The following is an 18188-nucleotide window of genomic DNA, read 5'->3' on the forward strand; positions in this document are numbered from 1 at the left end:
TTTTAAAATTAATGTGGACGGTTAACCGCTAGCTCATACTCTTCTTCTGTTTGTTCGCGATCAATGCCTTCCTCAAAAGGAGATTTGTTACTTATTTTTTCCTGTAAGGTTTGGAAAATAATGAACAAAGCAGGGATTACAAATACGCCGAATATAGTACCGATTAACATACCGCCTACAGCTCCTGTACCAATTGAGGTATTACCTGCTGCACCAACACCTGATGACAACATTAGAGGTAATAAACCAAGGATAAAAGCAAAAGAGGTCATCAAGATCGGACGTAAACGGGCAGTTGCACCATCAATAGCCGAGTTAATAATACTCATTCCCTTTCGTCGCCTGTCTACCGCATACTCTACAATTAAAATGGCATTCTTTGCAAGTAGCCCCACAAGCATGATCAAGGTAATCTGTGTATAAATATTATTATCTACACCAAAGATTTTATCGAAGATAAATACCCCAGCTAAACCGATCGGTAGTGAAAACAATACCGCTAATGGTAAGATGTAACTTTCGTACTGAGCCGAAAGCAGGAAGTACACAAAGATTACGCAAAGCAGGAAGATAAAAATTGTCTGACTGCCACTGCTTACTTCTTCACGCGATAGACCAGAGAACTCATATCCATAACCTGTTGGAAGGTGGATTGCTGCTTCTTCCTGAATGGCCTTAATGGCGTCGCCAGAACTAAATCCTGCATTCGGGTTACCCGTAACCGCAATTGAGGTGTACAAGTTGAAACGTGAAATGGCCTGTGGCCCGTAAACTTTTTCTAAAGTAATGAACTCAGAAATAGGAGCCATTGTACCGCTCGAGTTACGCACATAAATGCTGGTTAAACTTTGCTGATTAGCACGGTACTTGGCATCTGCCTGGTACATTACCCTGTACTGCTTACCAAATTTATTAAAGTTTGAGGCATAAACACCACCATAATAACCTTGCAAAACACCCAGCACATCGCTAACCGTTAAGCCAGCTTGCTTAACTTTTGCCACATTTACATCAATCTGATATTGCGGGAAATTTGGGTTGAAGGAGGTTGAAGCATATTGAATTTCAGGACGTTTACTCAATGCGGCCAAAAATGCATTACCCACTTCGTTGAACTTTTTAATGTCGCCACCAGTTTTATCCTGCAACTGGAATTCGAAACCACCACCGGTACCAAAACCCTGAATAGTGGGCGGAGCAAAGAAAATTACCTTCGCGCCCTTAATGCTGGATGCTTTTGCAAATAATTCACCAATAATGGCTTTAACATCGCGCTTACGTTGATCCCATGGTTTTAGCCTTGCGATAACCATACCGTAAGAACTACCCGAACCACTGATCAAACTTCGGCCAACAACCCGAAATGTAGCCTCTACCTCTGGTACCTTGCTTACAATATCATTAATTTTTACAATAATTTTATCGGTTTCTTCCTGTGAAGTAGAAGGTGGTAGTGAAATATCAGAGAAAACTGTTCCTAAATCTTCGTTTGGCACGAAACCTTTAGGCGTAGTATTCATAATCCACACTAACACCACTGCGAAAACGGCAATTCCTAAACCCGCAAGCCATCTTTTTTTACCCAGGAAACCAACAGAGCGTTTATATTTTTGCGTTACGGCATCAAACGAAGTATTGAAAGCAGTATAAAAACGTTGTAAGAAATTTTTACTTTTTTCGTGATCTTCTGCGTGTGGTTTTAAGAACATTGCACATAGTGCCGGACTTAATGTTAAGGCGTTGATTGCTGATAAAATAATCGCGATGGCAAGTGTTAAACCGAATTGTTTATAAAATACACCAGACGAACCCTGGATAAAACTTACCGGGATAAATACCGCTGCCATTACCAGAGTAATCGAAATAATCGCACCACTAATATCATCCATCGCATCTTTCGTTGCCTTTTTAGGGTCTTTGTAACCGGCATCGAGCTTGGCATGAACGGCCTCAACCACCACAATGGCATCATCTACCACAATACCAATGGCCAGTACCAATGCAAATAAGGTTAACAGGTTAATGGTAAAACCGAACAGACTCAGGAAGAAGAAGGTACCGATAATAGCCACCGGAACACTGATTGCCGGAATTAAAGTTGAACGGAAATCCTGTAAGAAAATAAATACCACCAGGAACACTAAAATAAATGCTTCGATCAAGGTATGGATTACCTTTTCGATTGAGGCATCCAGGAAGTTATTTACGTTAACAACCGTTTCGTAATGAATGCCTTTAGGGAACGAAGTTGCTGCTTTATCTAAAGTTTTGATCGAATTTTCGATTACTTCTTTCGCATTCGAGCCCGCTGTTTGGCTAATGGCGATACCTAAAGCCGGTTTACCGTTAAACTTTACATAACTGGCATAACTTTGTGCACCAAGTTCTATCCTGGCCACATCTTTTAAGCGGAGAATCTGTCCGTTTGCATCCGCCTTAATAATGATGTTGCTAAATTCAGTTTCCGTTTTTAAACGGCCACTATATTTTAACGTGTATTGAAAAGCCTGATTTCCCTGCTCACCAAACTGACCTGGTGCAGCTTCGATGTTTTGCTCTGCCAAGGCTACACTTACATCGTTCGGTACCAGCCCATAAACAGCCATTACTTCTGGCTTAAGCCAGATACGCATGGTATAATCTAAAGTACCAAATGCACTTGCATCACCCACACCGCTAATCCTTTTAATTTCGGGTATGATGTTAATGTTGGCATAATTCTGTAAAAACTTCTGATCGTATGATGGATCATCACTGTAAATGGCAAAAATAAGTAAGTTACTCGCTTGTCTTTTTGCTGTAATTACACCCGATCTGGTTACCTCTGCAGGTAATAAACTGGTAGCCCTGGCTACACGGTTTTGTACGTTAACCGCAGCTAAATCGGCATTTGTGCCCAATTTAAAGTTAACGGTAATGGTTGCGGTACCATCGTTACTTGCGCTAGAAGTCATGTAAGTCATGTCTTCCACACCGTTTATCTGCTCTTCCAGCGGAACAACAACACTACTCATTACCACGTCGGCATTTGCCCCCTGGTACGACGCCGATACCTGAACGGTTGGCGGTGCAATTTCCGGATATTGCGAGATGGGTAAAGTTACGAGGCCTAATACACCTAATATTACAATTATAATCGATATAACTGTTGATAAAACGGGCCTGTCTATAAATTTCTTAAACATAATTAATATGGATTACACTGCTATAGTGTGATTGCACTGACTATATTGTTATTTTTTTATTTCAGCATAAACTGAATCGGTATTTTTTACCTCAGGCTTAATTTTAGTCCCGTCTTTTAATGATTGAAAGCCTTCTAAAATAACTTTATCACCTGCTTTAAGTCCTTTGGTAACCACGTAAAAATTACCTTTGGCTAATTCCATCACTTCAATTTGGGTATTGATTACCTTAGCCGAATCGCCTAAAACGTAGACGAATTTCTTGCCCTGTAAATCGATAGTTGATTTTTGAGGGACTAAAATTGCATTTTCAACATGCTGAGGAATTCTGACTGATGCACTTGCCCCGTTTTTTAATAAGAAAACCGGGTTTGGAAATGTTGCCCTTAAACTTGCCGATCCGGTACTGGTGTTTATCTGTCCATTGATCGATTCAATTTTGCCGTTCTGAGCATAGATTGTTCCATCGGCAAGAACTAAACTCACCGGAGGAATGTTTTTCATTTGCTGTGCAAGTGTATTGCCTTTGTAGGTATTAGAAAAATCTAAAAGCTGTTTCTCGTTTAACGAAAAGTATGCATAAACTTTAGAGGTATTAGAAACAGTAGTTAATGGCTGTGTGCTGCTGCTGCTTACCAAACTTCCATTCCTAAAAGGGATACTGCCAACTACACCATCAACAGGACTGGTAATTGAAGTATAACCTAAATTAACCTGTGCATTTACCAATTCTGCTTTTGCTTGTGCCAATGCAGCTTTCCTGCTTTGAAGCGTTAGCTGCGCTGCATCCAGATCGTATTTGCTGATAATATCTTTCTCTACAAGAGGTTTGGTTTTGTTTACCGTTAGCTGAGCAGCATTTACATCAGCTTCAGCACTGCTAATTGCTGCTCTTGCTGTTCTAACCTGTTGCTCGTACTGTGGTGCATTAATGGTGAAAAGCAATTGACCTTTTTTAACTACCGCACCTTCATCCACCAATATTTTTTCGATAAAACCATCAACTTTCGGACGGATATCGATGTTTTGAATACCTTCAATTGTTGCTGGGTAATCAGAATCTAATGTTGTATTTTGTGTGTTTACTGTAAAAACAGGGTAAGCTTGTGGACCAGCTGCTGCTGCAGCGGCAGCTTTTTTTGCTGCATCGTTATTTCCGCAGGACGCTAAAAGCATACCAATGCTCACGCTAAAAAAGAGAGTTGTTACTTTTCTCATGGGTATTTCTGTGTGTTTAAATTTAAATTTCCGGAATTAAGGGCGTTGTCAAAAAAATACAGGACTTCGATTTTCGCCGATAAATGCCCAAAAATAGAGCCTAAAAAAAAATAAGTCTGTCCGAATTCTGTCATTTAATCAATCGATTGATTTATTTTACGGTTGAAAACATGTCTGACTTCCTTTAAAGTACTGTTATATATTGTATTATCGTAATTTTTAGCATGAAAAACAGTGTGTAAATATCTTGCGACAGATGTTAAAAGCTGTTAAATTCAAAGGAAATATACGATTTTTTAGAATAAATGTTGCGTATTTGAGTAAACAAAACACATGGATGGTGTCTGTTTTACACGAGATGTTCAGATAGGATTTAAACCTCGCAGGTTTTAAAATCTATGAGGTTAAAAAAGAAGATTACTCTACTTCGCCCTCAAAAACCAATTTGGCCGGGCCACATAAAAATACATTGGTAAATTTTTTACCATCGTAATCGAATTCTATTTTAATATCGCCACCTAAAACTTTAATGGCGGTTTTAATATGACCGGTTTGTTCTTTGTGTTTTGCCATGGCCATGGCTACCGCTGTTACCCCGGTACCACAGGCATAAGTTTCATCTTCAACACCGCGCTCGTAGGTACGCACAAATAAATGATCGCCTTTATCTTCTACAAAGTTTACATTTATACCTTTTTCTGCATAAGTTCCATTGTAGCGAATGTTTTTCCCTTCAGTAAAAACATCAAAGTCTTTTAAATCACTTTGCAGAGCAACATAATGCGGCGAGCCAGTGTTCAATACATAAGCCTCGCCATCTTTGGTAATGGTGTCTACATCAATCATTTGTAAGTCAACCCATTCGCCATTTTCTGAAATTCTGGCATAATGTGGGCCATCTACTGCCAAAAAGTTTGTTTCGCGGTCGATAATTCCGAGCTGTTTGGCAAAAGCAACAATGCATCTGCCACCGTTTCCGCACATGCTGCCCAGCTTGCCATCAGCGTTAAAATAATGCATCTCGAAATCATAATCTTCATGTTTGGTTATAAACATTAATCCATCGGCACCAATGCCAAATCTTCTATGGCATAGTTGTTCAACTAATTGATTATCAATATTTTTTAACGGACTCATGGTGTGGTCTATTAAAATAAAATCATTGCCTGCGCCTTGGTATTTAAAGAAATTAATTTTCATGAAAGCTTCATTTTTTAATGCAATATTTGAGTTGCAAAAGGTAATTAGCAATTTGTGTTTTTTAATTTAACATTTTTTAACACAAAACTAAGTGCTTTGAGGATACAAATATCGTTTATATGGTATTAAATTTGAATAAACTTACGAAAGAAAATTTGAGCAGATAAAAACTGCCTGAGCATTCTGCTTAAATCAAAGTGAAAAATGTTCTAGCAAATAATAATATTTAACAAATGAATATTATAAGCTAACCAAACAATTAGCTAGCAAATCAGCTTATAATAATCATGGCTTTAAAATACATATAAATATAAACACATATAACACATGAAAAAGATATTAGGAATTACCGTGTTGGCTGCTTTTATAGGTGGGGCAGCAGCAATAGGAGGTTACAAGATATTTGAACGTAACCAGACTGGCAGCACCATTACTGAAAAACAGAACTTGTACTTCGCAAATAATCCACTTAAAATTTCATCAGCGGGAACAGCAGATTTTACGCAGGCGGCAGCAGCTGTTGCGCCTGGTGTAGTTCACATTAAAACTACATATGCGGCACAAAGCGGTGGCAGAAGTTCTTCTCCATTTGATATGATGGAAGATTTCTTTGGTGGCGGTGGCCGTCAAATGCAACGTCAGCCTAGAGCGGCATCGGGTTCCGGTGTAATTATCAGTCAGGATGGTTATATCGTAACCAATAACCACGTGGTAGAAAATGCAGAGAAGGTAGAGGTGGTTTTAACAGACAGGCGTAAAGTAGAGGCAAAAGTAATTGGCCGCGATCCGAATACCGATTTAGCTTTAATTAAAGTAAGTGCAACTGGCTTACCTGTAGTGAAAATGGGTAACTCAGATAATGTACAGGTTGGCGAATGGGTTTTAGCGGTTGGTTTCCCATTAGATCTGAATACTACAGTAACAGCAGGTATTGTAAGTGCGAAAAACCGCAGTATTGGTATTATTGGCCGCGAGCAACAAGGCAATGAAATTACAGAAGAGGAATATCGCGAGTACCAACGTACTGGTAAAAGACCAGATCGTCCGGCAAATACCAGTATCGAATCATTTATCCAAACCGATGCTGCCATTAATCCAGGTAACAGTGGTGGTGCCCTTGTAAACGCAAATGGCGAATTGGTAGGTATCAATTCGGCAATCGCATCGCAAAGCGGATACAACCAAGGTTATGGATTTGCAATTCCAGTTAATCTTGCCCGTAAAATTGTTGATGATTTTATGAAATATGGCTCAGTTAAACGTGGTTATATTGGCGTTAACTTTGTACCCTTAAGCGGTGAGGAAAAACCTGAAGGTATTAAGACTAACGAAATAAGCGGTTTATATGTGAATGATGTAGTTGCCGGCGGCGGTGCTGCAGCAGCGGGCATTAAATCAGGTGATGTAATCAAAAAAGTTGATGGAGTTGTGATCAACGATTCTCCAGATCTTCAGGAAAGAGTTGGCCGTTTAAATCCAGGTGATAAGGTTAAGTTAACGGTATTGAGAGATGGAGCACTTAAAGATTATACCGTAACGTTAAAAGGCGAAGCCAGTGTTGGTTTAACTGCTAAAAATGCAACGGGCAAAGGCGCTGAAGTTTCGAAATTAGGTGCAACTTTTGCTCCTGCTACTCAAGCACAGAAATCGAAATATGGTATTAATAGTGGCGTTGTAGTAACCTCTGTAACCACAGGAAAAGCATTTGATAATATTGGTGTTGAAAAGGGGTTAATCATTACTAAAGTGAATGGTCAGCCTGTAAATTCTGTAGCTGATGTTCAAAAAGCATTGCCTTTAGGCAGAAACAACATGGTGAGTATTTCTGGTGTTGGCGAGCAGGGTTCTTATAACTATAGCTTCCCGGCGCAGTAATTGATCTGATAAAAAATAGTTTTAAAAGCGTCCCGATTTTAAATCGGGACGCTTTTTTTTTAATCCTGATGAATCGGTTCGTGATTGGCATGGCAGGCATCTGCACATTCCTCGCATGCAACAGCACATTGTCTGCAATGTTCATGATCGTGTTTGCTACATTCGGCTGCACAAAGCCTGCATATTTCTTCACAGAGCAATAAATATTGATGCCCGATAATTGAATCTCTTTGCAATAACCTGGCCGCTTGGGTACAGATATCTGCGCAATCCCTATCTAGTTTAATGCAGTCAATCATCATGTTGATGTCTTCTTCTTTTAAGCATGACGATGCACAATGCTCGCAAGCCAGCGCGCAATCTAGTAAAGCCTGGATTAAACCATGGTTGTTTCTCGTTTCCATATCGTAAAAGTTTTGGTTATATCTATTTCGTATATTAATAACCTGCTGTAAATTAAAGTGTTTTAAAAAAATGAAATTGGCGACTCGTTCTAGGAAATCTTGAAATGTTAAAATATCTTAAATAACGGGCTGTTCAGCCAAATCTCCGTACTCAAAACAATATTCATCCGTTTTTCATAATCAAGATTTAGTTTCGCTATTTACCGATTGATAATCAGCGTTTACCGATGCGCTATAAATTAAATTTTTTTATTGTCCCATATTTGAATCAGCAACAAAAACCGAATATTATGGCTTTAGCTAGCATTAACCTCAGCGTAAAACAATATTTCAATTTCATGTGCAGAACAGATTTTGAAAGACGGGTATTTCACGATACTTATAAAGAATTTCAAAAAAGATCAAAAATATACAGCTTAGATCAGCACCTGCATACTTTTTCTCAGATGCAGCAAGCCAGCGAAAAGGCAAACACATTACACCAAAAACTTCAGTACTCCGTAATGAACAGCATTGCTGCCTTAGAACATAAAATACCAGTTTTAAGCGATTTGGAAGGTCATCCGATCCTTTTCGACTGGGCCGAATTAAATATTTACGCTTCAGATCTGCTAAATAAAGCAGCACATGTGGTATCGATCACTTATACCAGTCCGCAATTAATTTTACACGAAATCATTGGTGATCTGTTAATCTTAAGCTACAGTGGCAAAGAACAAGAAACATTAGTAGTAAAAATTACCGAAAATCTAGTGGTAAATTATGAGCAGCGCGAAAGCCTGGTTTATAACTAAATTTAAATCCCGATAGCCAGTATCGATTGCGGTGGCAATTTATGTATCGGGTTGGTCTTTGCTTTTTTCAGGCAGAAAAGCGGAGGCAAAGGCCTGTTTTGAACCTGCCTTATTGATAAAACCCGGAAATATATCGGGTAATGATTGGTTAAATCAGGGCGCTAAATCGGGCTTAAAGGGCAAATTATCAATATATTTAGCAATTATTTATATAATAAAAAATAAAAAATTGATTTATAGGGATTTAACTCTATCTTTGGTGCAAATTAAAATACAATATAATGCAACAAGGAACAGTAAAATTTTTTAATGAAACTAAAGGTTTCGGATTTATCACTCCATCTAATGGCGATGCCGAAATTTTTGTTCATGCTTCAGGCTTAATCGATAACATTCGTGAGAATGATACCGTAAACTACGATGTAGAAGAAGGTAGAAAAGGCCTAAACGCGGTAAATGTTAAAGTAGCTTAAGAAAACTCAAACACATAAATCGTAAAAAGTCCCGATGCAAATCGGGACTTTTTTTTTGGAATCAACTTTTGGATTGCCGATTATCACACTTATCTGCCTGCCAAATTTTTGCTGATCTCATCGTCAACAAAATCTAAAGAAAGATCATTGTTAGTTAATACAATACCTTTTTTATCTACTAAAAAGAAGTAAGTAACATTATAATTGCTCAGATTTTTTGCATTAGGCGATTTCGCTCCCTGAAGATCTGAATATTGTGGCCAGGTAAGGTGGTCATCCTTGATCACATTTACCCACCAGTCTCTTTTTTTATCGAACGATACCCCGATAAATTCTACATCTTTATTTTTATACTTTTCGTAGAGTTTAACTAATACCTGGTTATTTTTTCTGCTTTTACCACTATAAGAAGTCCAGCATATAATCAAGTTTACCTTTTTAAGTATACCTGGGTCGAACTTTTTCCCATCTGGGTTTTCGCCTTCAATATTAGGCATTTTACTTCCCGCCATCATCTGGTTAGCTTGTTTAAGCTCTTCTAAAAGTTTTTTCCCCTTTTTGCTTTCCTGAATTTCTTTATCTAAACTGTTAAAAATGGATAAATAATTTTTGGGTTCCGAATCTGCCCTGCCCAGTTGTTCCAATAAAAAGAGCGTGTGTGCAGAACTGGGATACTTTTTGGCAAAGGCTTTTATAATATCCAATTGGAGCAGGATTTTTTTCTCTCTCCAGCGGTCTGCTTCTTTGGCGCGTTCCATAATATTGGCTCTTGTGGCTTGGTCTAATTCCAATTCAGCAATATCCAAACTGTCGAGTAGGTTTTTACTCATGTTGTCTTTTAGTTTATAGAAATCTATAAATTGTTCACCCTCCTTGCCTGGAACGCTTTTTAAAGGATATGAATTAATGTTTTTTCCATCGAGAACACCTTTGAAACTGCCTTTATCGAGATAAAAGTAATATTCTCCGGTGTGATTACCGTCTTCAGTTCTTAAAGTGGCATATCCTTTTATTGGGATATTGATTTTAAAAGTCTGGCTGTTGTTGGTGATGTTTTCAACTTTCAGTGTCTCACCATTTTCAGCGCTTTGAATGGTAATTACCGCATTTGGACCAAAGTTTTTGGTTTCGAGATTAAATGTAGCAGGAGTTGGGTCACAAGCCGTGAAGAGGCCGGCTAATAAAGTAAGTAAATAGAACTGTTTTTTCATGTTAATAATTTGACAGAGCAATATAACGAAAAGATTAGTTATTCAGGATTGTATAAATAAAATAGATTTTTTTTAAAAATCGTCATTGCGAGGAGGAACGACGAAGCAATCCTAAGGCTTTGCTTATTACAGCTTTTCTTCTAAGATTGCTTCGTGCCTCGCAATGACGAATTCTGTATGTAAAACCCTAAACAATCTCATAATCTTTCAATTATTTCCGAATATGCTTTAGAATGTTTCTAAATAAATGTTTTATCGTTGTTTTGTCATATTCGTTTATAAATTAAACTCATAATTAGATACTTTTGCAAGAAATTTAGATATAAATCCTAATCAAATGAGTGGTTTCGGAAATGCATTTTCTTCTTCAATAGGGAAGAAATTCATCATGGGTATTACAGGTTTGTTCCTGATACTTTTTTTAATTGTACACTGCGGTATTAATGCTTTAATTTTTATTAACGACGGTGGTTTAACATTTAACGTAGGTGCACATTTTATGGCCACTAACTGGATTATCCGGGCTGGCGAGATTGTGTTGTTTATTGGTTTGCTTGCGCACATTTTTCAGGCGTTACGTTTAACGTTGGAAAACCAAAAAGCGCGTCCGGTTAAATATGCCGTAAACGATGGTAAGGCAAACAGTAAATGGTACAGCCGTTCTATGGGCTTGTTGGGTACGCTTTTGCTGATCTTTCTGGTAGTTCACCTGAAAGATTTTTGGGTAGTTTCCCGTTTTACAGGAATCCCAACGGTTGATGCCAACGGACATGAAGATCTTTATGCGGTAATGAAAGAAAAATTTCATGATCCGGTAAGGGTTGCTGTATATATTTTGGCTATGTTTTCTTTATGCTACCACCTATTGCATGGTTTTGCTTCGGCATTCCAAACATTAGGATGGAACCACTCAAAATATAACGGTATAATTAAAGGAGCTGGCGTTTGGTATTCGGTTATTATTTCGATCCTTTTCGCAGCCATGCCGATTGCAGTTTATTTTGGTCTTATTCAATAATTTTTAGCACAAAAGATATGTCAGATATTAATTCAAATATTCCAGAAGGCGAATTAACCAGCAAATGGACAAAATATAAGTCTTCTGTGCCTTTGGTTAACCCATCGAACAAAAGAACTATTGAAGTAATCATTGTAGGTTCGGGTTTAGCAGGTGCTTCAGCAGCCGCTACTTTGGCCGAGATGGGTTACAAAGTAAAATGTTTCTGCTTCCAGGATTCACCACGTAGAGCACACTCAATCGCTGCTCAGGGTGGTATCAATGCAGCAAAAAACTATCAGAATGATGGTGATAGCGTTTATCGCCTTTTTTATGATACGATTAAAGGTGGCGATTACCGTGCCCGCGAAGCCAATGTGCATCGTTTGGCCGAAGTAAGTGCCAACATTATAGATCAGTGTGTGGCTCAGGGTGTGCCTTTGGCACGTGAGTACGGTGGCTTGTTAGATAACCGCTCATTCGGTGGTACACAGGTACAACGTACTTTTTATGCAGCTGGTCAAACTGGTCAACAGTTATTATTAGGTGCATATTCTGCTTTAGAACGTCAGATTGGTATGGGTAAAGTAGAAATGTATACCCGCCATGAAATGCTTGAGGTTGTTAAAATCGATGGCAAAGCACGTGGTATTATTGCCCGTAACTTAATTACAGGAGAAATCGAGCGTCATTTCGGCCATGCGGTAGTACTAGGAACAGGTGGTTACGGTAACGTATTCTATCTTTCTACCAACGCAATGGGTAGTAATGTTACTGCTGCCTGGAAAGCGCACAAACAAGGTGCTTATTTTGCAAACCCATGTTACACGCAGATCCACCCAACCTGTATCCCGGTTTCTGGCGATCACCAATCTAAATTAACCCTAATGTCTGAGTCGTTACGTAACGATGGACGTATCTGGGTTCCTAAAAAGAAAGATGATAACCGTAAAGCTTCAGAAATTCCTGAAGATGAAAGAGATTATTATTTAGAGCGCCGTTACCCTGCTTTCGGTAACTTAGTTCCCCGTGATGTGGCCTCCCGTGCTGCGAAAGAGCGTTGCGATGCAGGTTATGGAGTAGGTGCTTCTAAATTAGCAGTATACTTGGATTTTAAAGCCAATACAGAACGTTACGGAAAAATCGAAGCTGCTAAAGCGGGTAACCACAATCCTGACAAGGAAACCTGTATGCGCCTAGGTACTGCAGTAATTAAGGAAAAATATGGTAACCTATTCGATATGTATGCGCAGATTACCGGCGAAAATCCTTACGAAACACCAATGCGTATCTACCCTGCGGTTCACTATACCATGGGTGGTTTATGGGTTGATTATAACTTAATGACGTCGGTACCTGGTTTATACTGTACTGGTGAGGCTAACTTCTCAGATCATGGTGCCAACCGTTTAGGTGCATCTGCTTTGATGCAAGGCCTGGCTGATGGTTATTTCGTTCTTCCTTACACCATAGGTGCTTATTTATCAAAAGAGATTTCGGTAAAAGCAATCCCTACTGATCACCCTGCCTTTGTGGAGGCTGAAGAAAGAGCAGTTGGTATTTTAAATAAACTGATCAATATTAAAGGAACTAAGTCGGTAGATCATTTCCACAAACGTTTAGGTCACATTATGTGGGAAAAATGTGGTATGGCCCGTAATGCAAAAGGTTTAAATGAAGCAATTCAGGAAATCAGGGCTTTACGTGCTGAATTCTGGAGCGATGTTCGTGTACCTGGAACAGCTGATGAGTTAAATACCGAATTGGAAAAAGCTGGCCGTGTTGCCGATTTTATCGAACTGGGCGAGCTGATGTGTATTGATGCCTTAAACCGTAACGAAAGTTGTGGTGGTCATTTCCGTGAAGAGTATCAGACAGAAGAAGGTGAAGCACTACGTGATGATGAAAATTATGCTTACGTAGCCGCTTGGGAATTTAAAGAAGGTGTAAACTTCGAACTTCACAAAGAAGAGCTGAAGTTTGAAAATATTAAAGTAGCACAAAGAAGTTATAAATAGTAGCAAGACGTAAGTATCAAGTATCAAGACTTGAATTAAATCTTGATACTTGGTTCTCGTTACTTGATACTTAAATCTCAATATCATGAGTACAGGAAATATGAACTTAACGCTAAAAGTTTGGCGTCAAAAAAATAACAATGCCAAAGGTGCTTTGGTAGATTATAAATTGGCCGATATTTCACCGGATATGTCTTTTTTGGAGATGTTCGATGTATTAAACGAACAATTAATTAACAAAGGTGAAGAACCGGTAGTATTCGATCACGATTGCCGTGAAGGGATCTGCGGAATGTGCTCGATGTTTATCAACGGCCGTCCGCACGGACCAAAAGACTTGGTTACTACCTGCCAGTTGCACATGCGTTCTTTCAAAGATGGCGATACTATTGTTGTTGAGCCTTGGAGGGCAGCAGCTTTTCCGGTAGTAAAAGATTTAACCGTAGATCGTTCTGCATTCGATAGAGTTATTGCTGCTGGTGGCTTTATTTCGGTAAACACAGGTAATGCGCAAGATGCGAACAACCTGCCAATCCCTAAAATGCAGGCAGATGCTGCTTTCGAAGCCGCCGCTTGTATTGGTTGTGGTGCTTGTGTGGCAACCTGTAAAAATGCTTCAGCAATGTTATTCGTATCAGCTAAGATCTCTCAGTTGGCATTGTTACCACAGGGCCAGCCAGAGCGTTACCGCAGGGTGCAGAGCATGGTTGCGCAGATGGATGCTGAAGGTTTTGGTAACTGTACCAATACTGGTGCTTGCGAAGCCGAATGCCCTAAAGGAATCTCTTTAGAAAACATCGCTCGTATGAACCGAGATTTTGCATCTGCAAAATTTATTTCAGAAGAAACCGTTTAAAAGGTATACTGTGCACCCAGCTTAACCGCTGGGTTCTTGAGCCTCCACAACGTGGAGGCTTTTTAGTTTTAAAGGGAACCACAAACTGATCATGAAATAGATGAAAATAGCTGTTGAAGGCACATTATTACGCTAATACTAGTTAATAGACCAGGAATAAATAGTGAATTAAATTTTAATGATTTGTTAGCAAGCTCGTGATTAAAACAGATACACATTTAACATTTACCCGCCGTTATGAAAACATATGAAACTTTAGAATTTAAAACCGAAACCTTGCACAACAAAGTGTGGTCGAAATAAAAGTTTGCGAAAGTTGCAATAATCTTATGTTTGCATATTAAAATTTTGCGTATTTAGAAATTTTATTCTGTAATATTTGCATATACATTAAAGTTTTTCTAAATTTAGTCTTCCGAGACAGGAGAGAAAACATAAAACCCCGGCAATTTTGCTGGGGTTTTGTGTGTTTAAACCAATTGCTAATTTCGGATCTATTTTATCGTGAAATTAACATTGATGTTGTATTTCACACGAACAGGTCTTCCATTTAACAATCCAGGGTTCCATCTTGGCGATTTGTTCAATACCCTAAGGGCTTCTTTATCTGTTTCTGGTGTTAGGCTTCTGGTGATCTGAACATCGGTTAAAGTGCCATTTTTTTCGACTACAAAAGAAGCAAATACTTTGCCCTGTGTGCTGCTTTTCTTAGCTGCTTCGGGGTACTTAATCTCACGACCTAAGAATTCATAAAATTTATTAATTCCACCAGGATATTCGGGTGTCTTTTCCAGGGAGGTAAAATCATAAACTTTATCTGGATTGTCTTGTGCTTTTGCTTGATTTAAGCACATAGCGATGCCCATTAGGGCTAAAAAGATTAGCTTTCTCATTGTTTTTTTATTAAAATGTTGATTATTTAGTTTTTCTTAGGCGTTGCTTTTGGTTTTTTGGTGGTAATAATCACCACTCCATTTTTGCCTTTATCTCCGTGTAAGGATCTTGCAGATGAATCTTTAAGCACTTCTATTGATTCAATAGATTCTTCATTTAAGTTAAGGTCAGGGACTTCTTTCCCATCGACAACATAAAGTGGCTTTGCTTTGGTATCAAAATCTCTTTTTAGTAGGTATCGCTTCTTAACAGGTGTTTGGTCATCGGATGGTGGAAGTATATGAAATCCAGATGCTTTTCCATTTAAATTAAGATCGATAGGTTTTATTGGTTTGCCCTTAAGCAGGTTAGAGCCTGTAGTATTTTTGGTTGTAATTTCTATTACGCCCGCAAATCCATCCGCTCCGTATTTCGCAACAGCCAAACTATCTTTTAAAATATTAATCGCTTCAATATTTTCCTTATCAATTTCGCTTAATGATGTGGTTCCTCTTACAAACTGTTTGTTTCCATCAATTACTACTATAGGTTCGATACCAGCTATAAGCGTTCCTCTAAGCCTAAATCCAGATGTTTTTGTGCTGTCTGGCTTTTGTGCAAAACCGACTAAACTAATACCCATCATTATGGTTAAAGCGATTATATTTTTCATTTTGCTTAGAATTTTCTTTTAAGATCGAAAATATTATAAGTTCTGTCGATAGTAAGGTCTTGAGCATCAAGCGGCCTGTAAGCACTATTTTTTGAACTTTTACTTGTAATTAGAATTGCACCAGCCTTAGCCCTCGGTCCATAAAGACTAACTGCGGCCTGATCTTTCAAAACCTCAATAGATTCGATATTGTTTGGATTGAGCGCACTTAACTGCGTGTTTTCATCCATTTTAACTCCATCTAATATGATAAGACCGTTAAAATTGATATCGTTTCTAAGTCTTATGCCCGTAGGAGTTTGTGCCAGTGTTCTAAGCGGTTTAGGAGGATCTGTATTAAGCGTGAAATTAACATTGATGTTATATTTTACCCTTACGGCCAAGCCATTCTGGATGCCTGGGTTCCATTTTGGTGATTCTTTTATAACCCTCATCGCTTCTTCATCGGTACCACTTCCTAAACCCCGTGTGATCTGTACATCTGTTAAAGAGCCATCTTTTTCAACAACAAAGCTGAGAAAAACTTTACCTTGCACATTATTCTCCTGTGCTATTTTTGGATACTTTATACTGCTACCCAGGTATTTATAAAACTTGGCTATACCGCCCGGAAATTCTGGTTGTTTCTCGATTGAAACGAAATCGTACACTTTATCTGTATTTTCAGATTTAATAGAACTGGTTTCTGTTTCAGCGGTTTTGGGAAGATAAGATATGATGTTAATCTTGTTCAGATCTACATACCCATCCGATTTAGGCAATAACTTATTCTTAAACTCTTCTGAAGATTCTGGGATTTTAAAACTTACTGTTAAAGCATATTTGCCATCTGCCACAGTTTTAAATCCTTTATACGATAAAATTGCTTTCATCACTTCTTCATCGCAACCTGCCCCTAGTTCTACATTCGATGTAATATTGGTAACCCTGCCGCCTTTTAGATTAAACTTTATCTGGGCATTACCTTGTACCTCATCGCTGCTGGCTGCACCTGGGTATTTAATATTTCTTAACAAAAACTGATAAAATCCTTTCCAGTTTGCATCTGTTTTGCCATCAACTGAAATTTTAGGTGCTGTAGTTATCTTCTCAGGTGTTGTAACCATGTTCTCAACAATCTCAATCGGTTTTTCCAAAGGGATTTGATCGGTAATGGATAACAACTTTTCATTTTTGCGGACAGTAGCCGACGAAAACACAATCAGAAGGGCAAATAGCGGAATAAAAATTCCATACTTCATAATAGCGATCTTTTTAGACCGCTCTTTATGAAGCATGAAAATTCTTTTTTTGATCAATGACTTTTCCAAAAAGCCATTTGTTAAGGCATTTGGTGAAATACCAAACGACTTACTTAGCAATAACATGGCATATTCCGCTTTATCACCCTGAAATTCGGCAGCAAGTTCATCAGCTAAAAACTCATGGATATTTTTAATGGCTTTTTTATAAAGATAAATCACCGGGTTTAACCAGGTGATAATCCCTAAAATTTCGAAAAATAAAATATCCACTGTATGCCATTGTTTGATGTGTGCTTCTTCATGAATATCAATCACATCCATTTGTGGCAATTCCTGATCAATTACTTTTTTGCCAAAAAAAGAGAAAGCCGAGCCAGCCTTGCTGATTGAGATGAGTTTTTTAACCGCTAATAGGTTAAATACCAATCTACCTAAGAAGAACAGAATACCTGCGCAATAGATGTAAACGAAAGCATTTCCCCAGTTAAAACCGGTATTACGCTCTGTTACAATCGTTGCTTGTGCCAATACGGCTTCCCAATTAACTGAAGTATAAACCTGTTGTGCCGCTCGTTGCTCCGTTAGCCATTCTAAACGGATAAATGGTATACATAACGACAAAACGCCCGCAGATACTAAATAAATGCGGTTTAAAGTGAAATAGGTCTCCTTATCTAACAGTAATTTGTAAAAACCGAAAAAAACAATTAAGTATAAGTTCACCTGTAATAGGTAGTGGGCAAAACTCATTTTGGCTTATGTTTAATTTTATTAATCATTTTTAAAATTTCATCAACATCACTTAAATCCAGTTTTTCTTCTTTAACAAAGAAAGAGAACATACTCTCTACCGAATTCTCGAAGTAATTGCCCAACAGTTTTTCTGTAGCATGGCGTTTATATTCTTCTCTGCTGATGAGGGGGTGATATTGGTGGGCCTTGCCAAATGCTTCGTGACCAATAAAACCTTTTGTTTCTAAAATTCTAATAATGGTTGATACAGTGTTGTAAGCAGGTTTAGGGAGGGGTAGCTCATCAATAACTTCTTTGACGAATGCTTTTTCCAATTGCCATAAAACCTGCATAATCTGTTCTTCAGCTTTGGTTAAATCTTTAATTTCCATAATAGTTAATAATAATAAGGATGATAGCAAATTAATTGCCTTA

At 38.3% G+C, this 18188-nt stretch carries 15 protein-coding genes; 6 read left to right on the plus strand and 9 right to left on the minus strand.

The features are described from left to right. Positions 1 to 8: 8 nt before the first annotated feature. The 3 genes from ACN9MR_RS25130 to dapF all read right to left on the minus strand — a co-directional run bounded on the left by ACN9MR_RS25130 (position 9) and on the right by dapF (position 5603). Entirely contained in the window at positions 9 to 3185 is a 3177-nt protein-coding gene (locus tag ACN9MR_RS25130) for an efflux RND transporter permease subunit (protein WP_426327201.1), read from the minus strand. A gap of 48 nt (positions 3186 to 3233) precedes the next feature. Further along, positions 3234 to 4403, minus strand: coding sequence for an efflux RND transporter periplasmic adaptor subunit (locus ACN9MR_RS25135; protein ID WP_426327202.1), 1170 nt, complete (start codon positions 4401 to 4403; stop codon positions 3234 to 3236). Positions 4404 to 4820: 417 nt separating this feature from the next. Continuing rightward, on the minus strand, positions 4821 to 5603 hold the full coding sequence (gene dapF, locus ACN9MR_RS25140; RefSeq protein ID WP_426327203.1) for a diaminopimelate epimerase: 783 nt from the start codon (positions 5601 to 5603) through the stop codon (positions 4821 to 4823). 327 nt (positions 5604 to 5930) lie between these two features. Between dapF and ACN9MR_RS25145 the strand changes: the two genes are divergently transcribed. Beyond that, positions 5931 to 7478 carry a trypsin-like peptidase domain-containing protein gene (locus ACN9MR_RS25145; protein ID WP_426327204.1) on the plus strand — a complete coding sequence of 516 codons (1548 nt, stop codon included), beginning with the start codon at positions 5931 to 5933 and terminating at the stop codon, positions 7476 to 7478. A 59-nt stretch (positions 7479 to 7537) separates the two neighbouring features. Here the strand turns inward: ACN9MR_RS25145 and ACN9MR_RS25150 are convergent, their stop codons facing one another. Continuing rightward, on the minus strand, positions 7538 to 7882 hold the full coding sequence (locus tag ACN9MR_RS25150) for a four-helix bundle copper-binding protein (RefSeq protein WP_083505280.1): 345 nt from the start codon (positions 7880 to 7882) through the stop codon (positions 7538 to 7540). 290 nt (positions 7883 to 8172) lie between these two features. On the opposite strand from ACN9MR_RS25150, the gene ACN9MR_RS25155 reads away from it, so the two are divergent. Continuing rightward, on the plus strand, positions 8173 to 8676 hold the full coding sequence (locus tag ACN9MR_RS25155; protein ID WP_426327205.1) for a hypothetical protein: 504 nt from the start codon (positions 8173 to 8175) through the stop codon (positions 8674 to 8676). Between the two features lie 281 nt (positions 8677 to 8957). Next, positions 8958 to 9149 (plus strand): cold-shock protein, encoded by a 192-nt coding sequence (locus ACN9MR_RS25160; RefSeq protein ID WP_010599638.1) that lies wholly within the window; start codon positions 8958 to 8960, stop codon positions 9147 to 9149. A gap of 89 nt (positions 9150 to 9238) precedes the next feature. Here the strand turns inward: ACN9MR_RS25160 and ACN9MR_RS25165 are convergent, their stop codons facing one another. Further along, positions 9239 to 10360, minus strand: coding sequence for a TlpA family protein disulfide reductase (locus ACN9MR_RS25165; protein WP_426327206.1), 1122 nt, complete (start codon positions 10358 to 10360; stop codon positions 9239 to 9241). Between the two features lie 337 nt (positions 10361 to 10697). Between ACN9MR_RS25165 and ACN9MR_RS25170 the strand changes: the two genes are divergently transcribed. From ACN9MR_RS25170 to ACN9MR_RS25180, 3 genes are all read left to right on the plus strand, one after another. Then, complete coding sequence (locus ACN9MR_RS25170) at positions 10698 to 11378, plus strand: succinate dehydrogenase cytochrome b subunit (protein WP_426327207.1); 681 nt, start codon at positions 10698 to 10700, stop codon at positions 11376 to 11378. 17 nt (positions 11379 to 11395) lie between these two features. Next, a complete protein-coding gene (locus ACN9MR_RS25175; protein ID WP_426327208.1) occupies positions 11396 to 13375 on the plus strand; it encodes a fumarate reductase/succinate dehydrogenase flavoprotein subunit in 1980 nt (659 codons plus the stop codon). An 85-nt stretch (positions 13376 to 13460) separates the two neighbouring features. Further along, positions 13461 to 14231, plus strand: coding sequence for a succinate dehydrogenase/fumarate reductase iron-sulfur subunit (locus ACN9MR_RS25180; RefSeq protein WP_029278232.1), 771 nt, complete (start codon positions 13461 to 13463; stop codon positions 14229 to 14231). A 494-nt stretch (positions 14232 to 14725) separates the two neighbouring features. Here the strand turns inward: ACN9MR_RS25180 and ACN9MR_RS25185 are convergent, their stop codons facing one another. Genes ACN9MR_RS25185 through ACN9MR_RS25200 form a run of 4 tightly spaced genes read right to left on the minus strand, consistent with a single transcriptional unit; the run spans position 14726 to position 18145 of the window. Beyond that, positions 14726 to 15124, minus strand: a complete 399-nt coding sequence (locus ACN9MR_RS25185) for an energy transducer TonB (RefSeq protein ID WP_426327209.1) — start codon at positions 15122 to 15124, stop codon at positions 14726 to 14728. Between the two features lie 26 nt (positions 15125 to 15150). Continuing rightward, entirely contained in the window at positions 15151 to 15777 is a 627-nt protein-coding gene (locus ACN9MR_RS25190) for a TonB-dependent receptor plug domain-containing protein (protein ID WP_426327210.1), read from the minus strand. 5 nt (positions 15778 to 15782) lie between these two features. Beyond that, positions 15783 to 17771, minus strand: coding sequence for a TonB family protein (locus ACN9MR_RS25195; RefSeq protein WP_426327211.1), 1989 nt, complete (start codon positions 17769 to 17771; stop codon positions 15783 to 15785). Then, positions 17768 to 18145 carry a BlaI/MecI/CopY family transcriptional regulator gene (locus tag ACN9MR_RS25200; protein WP_029280636.1) on the minus strand — a complete coding sequence of 126 codons (378 nt, stop codon included), beginning with the start codon at positions 18143 to 18145 and terminating at the stop codon, positions 17768 to 17770. The genes ACN9MR_RS25195 and ACN9MR_RS25200 overlap by 4 nt, the downstream gene beginning before the upstream one ends. Between the last annotated feature and the right edge of the window lie 43 nt (positions 18146 to 18188).

Origin of the sequence: Pedobacter sp. R-06, from assembly GCF_049913135.1 — a bacterium.
Lineage (GTDB): Bacteria > Bacteroidota > Bacteroidia > Sphingobacteriales > Sphingobacteriaceae > Pedobacter.

Bases quoted from the DNA above. Each gene is read 5' to 3' on its own strand.
- ACN9MR_RS25165 (WP_426327206.1), bottom strand. From the start codon at position 10,360: ATGAAAAAACAGTTCTATTTACTTACTTTATTAGCCGGCCTCTTCACG.
- ACN9MR_RS25180 (WP_029278232.1), top strand. From the start codon at position 13,461: ATGAGTACAGGAAATATGAACTTAACGCTAAAAGTTTGGCGTCAAAAA.
- ACN9MR_RS25130 (WP_426327201.1), bottom strand. From the start codon at position 3,185: ATGTTTAAGAAATTTATAGACAGGCCCGTTTTATCAACAGTTATATCG.
- ACN9MR_RS25200 (WP_029280636.1), bottom strand. From the start codon at position 18,145: ATGGAAATTAAAGATTTAACCAAAGCTGAAGAACAGATTATGCAGGTT.
- ACN9MR_RS25155 (WP_426327205.1), top strand. From the start codon at position 8,173: ATGGCTTTAGCTAGCATTAACCTCAGCGTAAAACAATATTTCAATTTC.
- ACN9MR_RS25160 (WP_010599638.1), top strand. From the start codon at position 8,958: ATGCAACAAGGAACAGTAAAATTTTTTAATGAAACTAAAGGTTTCGGA.
- ACN9MR_RS25145 (WP_426327204.1), top strand. From the start codon at position 5,931: ATGAAAAAGATATTAGGAATTACCGTGTTGGCTGCTTTTATAGGTGGG.
- ACN9MR_RS25190 (WP_426327210.1), bottom strand. From the start codon at position 15,777: ATGAAAAATATAATCGCTTTAACCATAATGATGGGTATTAGTTTAGTC.
- ACN9MR_RS25170 (WP_426327207.1), top strand. From the start codon at position 10,698: ATGAGTGGTTTCGGAAATGCATTTTCTTCTTCAATAGGGAAGAAATTC.
- dapF (WP_426327203.1), bottom strand. From the start codon at position 5,603: ATGAAAATTAATTTCTTTAAATACCAAGGCGCAGGCAATGATTTTATT.
- ACN9MR_RS25185 (WP_426327209.1), bottom strand. From the start codon at position 15,124: ATGAGAAAGCTAATCTTTTTAGCCCTAATGGGCATCGCTATGTGCTTA.
- ACN9MR_RS25175 (WP_426327208.1), top strand. From the start codon at position 11,396: ATGTCAGATATTAATTCAAATATTCCAGAAGGCGAATTAACCAGCAAA.
- ACN9MR_RS25135 (WP_426327202.1), bottom strand. From the start codon at position 4,403: ATGAGAAAAGTAACAACTCTCTTTTTTAGCGTGAGCATTGGTATGCTT.
- ACN9MR_RS25195 (WP_426327211.1), bottom strand. From the start codon at position 17,771: ATGAGTTTTGCCCACTACCTATTACAGGTGAACTTATACTTAATTGTT.
- ACN9MR_RS25150 (WP_083505280.1), bottom strand. From the start codon at position 7,882: ATGGAAACGAGAAACAACCATGGTTTAATCCAGGCTTTACTAGATTGC.